Annotated in this window: 4 protein-coding genes; all 4 read right to left on the bottom strand. The window is 58.9% G+C overall.

Annotation, left to right across the window (positions count from 1 at the left end; all coding sequences use genetic code 11):
- Positions 1 to 88: 88 nt before the first annotated feature.
- Entirely contained in the window at positions 89 to 577 is a 489-nt protein-coding gene (locus KGB29_RS25835; RefSeq protein WP_057713522.1) for an RDD family protein, read from the bottom strand.
- Positions 578 to 671: 94 nt separating this feature from the next.
- Positions 672 to 884 carry a cold-shock protein gene (locus KGB29_RS25830; RefSeq protein WP_007977299.1) on the bottom strand — a complete coding sequence of 71 codons (213 nt, stop codon included), beginning with the start codon at positions 882 to 884 and terminating at the stop codon, positions 672 to 674.
- Positions 885 to 1,286: 402 nt separating this feature from the next.
- On the bottom strand, positions 1,287 to 2,411 hold the full coding sequence (gcvT, locus tag KGB29_RS25825; RefSeq protein ID WP_090457442.1) for a glycine cleavage system aminomethyltransferase GcvT: 1,125 nt from the start codon (positions 2,409 to 2,411) through the stop codon (positions 1,287 to 1,289).
- A gap of 36 nt (positions 2,412 to 2,447) precedes the next feature.
- Positions 2,448 to 3,824 (bottom strand): L-serine ammonia-lyase, encoded by a 1,377-nt coding sequence (locus KGB29_RS25820; protein WP_150813298.1) that lies wholly within the window; start codon positions 3,822 to 3,824, stop codon positions 2,448 to 2,450.
- Positions 3,825 to 3,950: the final 126 nt, after the last annotated feature.

Below are 3,950 nucleotides of genomic sequence, written 5' to 3'. Positions count from 1 at the left end.
AAGGCGTAGTGTCAGGCAGCATTGATATCAGCTGACACTACGCCTTCGCGAGCAAGCCCGCTCCCACATTGGTTTGTGTGTTCAGGGATTACTTGGTCTTCTTCGGAATCCGCACCAGTTCGGTATTGGAGTAGATGTCATGCCAGCTGCGTTTCTGTTTGTCGAACAGCGACCAGAAGAATCCCAGGCCAACACACAGCAACGAAGCAATCGACACCACAAAGCGCAGCAGCGCCTGCCACAGGCTGATGGACGAGCCATCGGCATTCTGCACGCGGATGCACCAGACCTGCATGCCCAGGGTCTGACCGGACCAGGTCCAGAATTTGGCGAAGAAGCCGAACAGTACGAACAGCAGGACCGTGGAGAGCAGGGGATCGCCGTCCAGCGCCCCGGCTTCGGTAAGGGTGCGCATCCTTTCTTCGCCGATGATCGCCATCTGGATCATCTTGTAGATGCCGCTGGTGACGATCAGCAGGGCGGTGCACAGCAGGAAATCATAGAACATGGCTGCCAGGCGACGACCCAGGCCAGCGGCAGGAAAGTCGCCCTGGGGGGTAAGCAGGTGTTTCGACATGGCAGGCTCTCGGCGAAAAAGAAGCCATTTTACGGATTTACGCGCACAAAAAAGCCCCTGATGTCAGCATCAGGGGCTTTTTCGTTACAGAAGATTAGGCTTCTGCTTGTACTTCGTCAGCCTGCATGCCTTTCTGGCCCTGCACGGCGATGAAAGTCACTTTCTGGCCTTCTTTCAGGCTCTTGAAGCCGTTGCCCTGGATGGCGCGGAAATGCACGAACAGATCCGGACCGCTTTCAGGAGTGATAAAACCAAAACCTTTCTCGTCGTTAAACCACTTGACGGTACCGCTCTGACGTTGGGACATTTCTTATTTCCTTTGACGCAAAAATTAATGACAGTCTCCTTCTCATGAAAGAGTACTGGGGCTGGTTGCAGGAGAGTAAGAAGACGTCGAACGGGATGTAGCTAACTTGTAGGCTACTGCCCAGGTCACGATTCCAAGCGACCCATGCAAACACAGTGAACAAACTCTACGCCAACTACGGGAGAAAAAACAAGCCCCGTGTAGGCCCCGTATTTCCTCAGGTTGATGGCAAAGTAAGTCCACTAGTGGGGCCTTATTCACTAACCTTGTTCAATTGTTTTCGATCGTTATAAGTAAAGTTCATAATCGAAGCTTATAGCCAAACAATGCACTATTTTATGGCGGTTGCGTTACACATTAGTGCACCGTTAACGCAACCGCGTTACTTATAGGAACATTCAATCAGCCGCGATAGTAGCGTTGTGGAACAAATGGCATTTTGCTTACAAGCAAAGGCACCTTTTTCCCACGAACGATCGCCCAGACCGGTGTGTCCAGTGCGATGTAAGCGCTGTCGACGTAACCCATGGCTAGCGGGCCGCCCAGGGTTGGCCCGAAACCACCGCTGCAGACGCTGCCGATGATGTCACCGGCTTCGTTGACGATCTCGGCGCCTTCGCGCACGGGTGTACGTTCCTGTGGTAGCAGACCTACACGTTTGCGGCTCACGCCTGCCTGTTGCTGGGCGAATACGCTTTCGGCGCCAGGGAAGCCGCCGGCCCGTGCGCCATCAGCGCGACGTGGCTTGGAGATCGCCCACAGCAGGCTCGCTTCGATCGGGGTGGTGTCGGTGTTCATGTCGTGGCCGTACAGGCACAAACCCGCTTCCAGGCGCAGGGAGTCGCGGGCGCCCAGGCCGATGGCGGCCACTTCGGCTTCAGCGAGCAGGGCTCGAGCCAGGGCTTCGGCGTTGGTGGCGGGTACGGAAATTTCGAAACCGTCTTCACCGGTGTAACCCGAACGGCTGACAAAGCAGTCCACGCCCAGCAGCTTCACGCGGGCGAACTGCATGAAGGTCATCTTCGCCACTTCAGGGGCCAGACGTGCAAGCACGGTCACTGCAGCCGGGCCTTGCAGGGCGAGCAGGGCGCGCTCTTCGAACAGCGGTTCGATCGTGCACTGGTCGCCAATGTGCTTGCGCAGATGTGCCAGGTCCTGGTCCTTGCAGGCGGCGTTGACCACCAGGAACAGTTCGTCATTACCCAGGTTGGCGACCATCAGGTCATCGAGGATGCCGCCCGTCGCATTGGTGAACATCGCGTAGCGTTGCATGCCCACTGGCAGGTCGATGATGTCCACAGGCACCAGGGTTTCCAGGGCCTTGGCGGCATTGGCGCCGGTCAGGCGAATCTGGCCCATGTGCGAGACATCGAACAACCCCGCCTGGTCGCGGGTGTGCTGGTGTTCTTTCATCACGCCCAGCGGGTACTGCACGGGCATGTCGTAGCCGGCGAAGGGCACCATGCGGGCGCCGAGTTCGATGTGCAGTGCGTGCAACGGAGTTTTCAACAGTTGTTCGGTGGACATATTCAGCTCCTGAAAAAGGGTGCAGATGAGCGCGCATCAGCACTCGATAATGTTGACCGCCAAACCGCCACGGGCGGTTTCCTTGTATTTACTTTTCATGTCGGCGCCGGTCTGGCGCATGGTGCGGATGACCTTGTCGAGGGAGACGAAGTGTTGTCCATCGCCGCGCAACGCCATGCGCACCGCATTGATGGCCTTGACCGAGCCCATGGCGTTGCGCTCGATGCAAGGCACTTGCACCAGCCCGCCAATCGGGTCGCAGGTCAGTCCGAGGTTGTGTTCCATGCCGATTTCCGCGGCGTTTTCCACTTGCTGCACGCTGCCGCCGAGTACTTCGCACAAGGCACCGGCGGCCATCGAGCAGGCGACGCCGACTTCACCCTGACAGCCGACCTCGGCGCCGGAAATCGAGGCGTTTTCCTTGTACAGAATGCCGATGGCTGCGGCAGTGAGCAGAAAGCGCACCACGCCGTCGTCATTCGCGCCGGGGATGAAGCGCATGTAGTAATGCAGCACCGCCGGAATGATCCCGGCCGCGCCGTTGGTCGGTGCCGTGACCACGCGCCCGCCATTGGCGTTTTCTTCGTTGACCGCCAGCGCGTAGAGGTTGACCCAGTCCAGCACCGACAGGGGATCGCGCAACGACGATTCCGGGTTCTTGCACAATTGCCGATGCAGTGCGGCGGCCCGGCGCTTGACCTTCAGCCCACCGGGCAGGATGCCTTCATTGCGGCATCCGGCGGCGACGCAGTCCTGCATCACTTGCCAGATTTTCAGCAGGCCGGCGCGGGTTTCCGCTTCCGGACGCCAGGCGCTTTCGTTGGTCAACATCACCTGGCTGATGGACAGCCCGTATTTGACGCAATGACCGAGAAGATCCTTGGCGCTTTTGAACGGAAAGGTCAGGGGTGTGGCGTCTTCGACGATGCGGTCGGCGCCGGCGGCGTCCTCGTCGACCACAAAGCCGCCGCCGACCGAGTAGTACTCGCGGCTGCGGATCTGCAGGCCCGCGGCGTCGAAGGCGCGGAAAATCATGCCGTTGGGATGATAGGCCAACGGTTTGCGAATCATCGCCAGGTGTTCTTTCTCGTTGAACGCAATGCTGTGTTCGCCGAGCAGGTTCAAGCGGCCGTTGCCGCGAATCTCTTGCAGGCGCGCGGCGACGGTCTCTGTATCCACGGTGTCCGGGTGTTCGCCTTCCAGGCCGAGCAGCACAGCCTTGTCACTGCCGTGGCCCTTGCCGGTGGCACCGAGCGAACCATACAGCTCGACTTTGACGCAGGCGGTGGCTTCAAGCAGGTTATCGCGGCGCAAACCTTCGGCGAAGCGCGCAGCGGCACGCATCGGGCCGACGGTGTGGGAACTGGAGGGGCCGATGCCAATCTTGAACAGGTCGAACACGCTTAACGACATGGTGGTTCTCCGGTTTCTTGTTATAGGTATTGGCAGAAATTAGAGGTGTGGCACAAATCCCTGTGGGAGCGGGCTTGCTCGCGAAAGCGGTGGATCAGTCACCATCAATGTTGTCTGACCCACCGC

This window comes from Pseudomonas sp. BF-B-30, from assembly GCF_019956305.1.
Taxonomy (GTDB): domain Bacteria; phylum Pseudomonadota; class Gammaproteobacteria; order Pseudomonadales; family Pseudomonadaceae; genus Aquipseudomonas; species Aquipseudomonas jessenii.
Note: the sequence above shows the minus strand (reverse complement) of the source record. Positions and strands in the feature narration are given on the sequence as shown.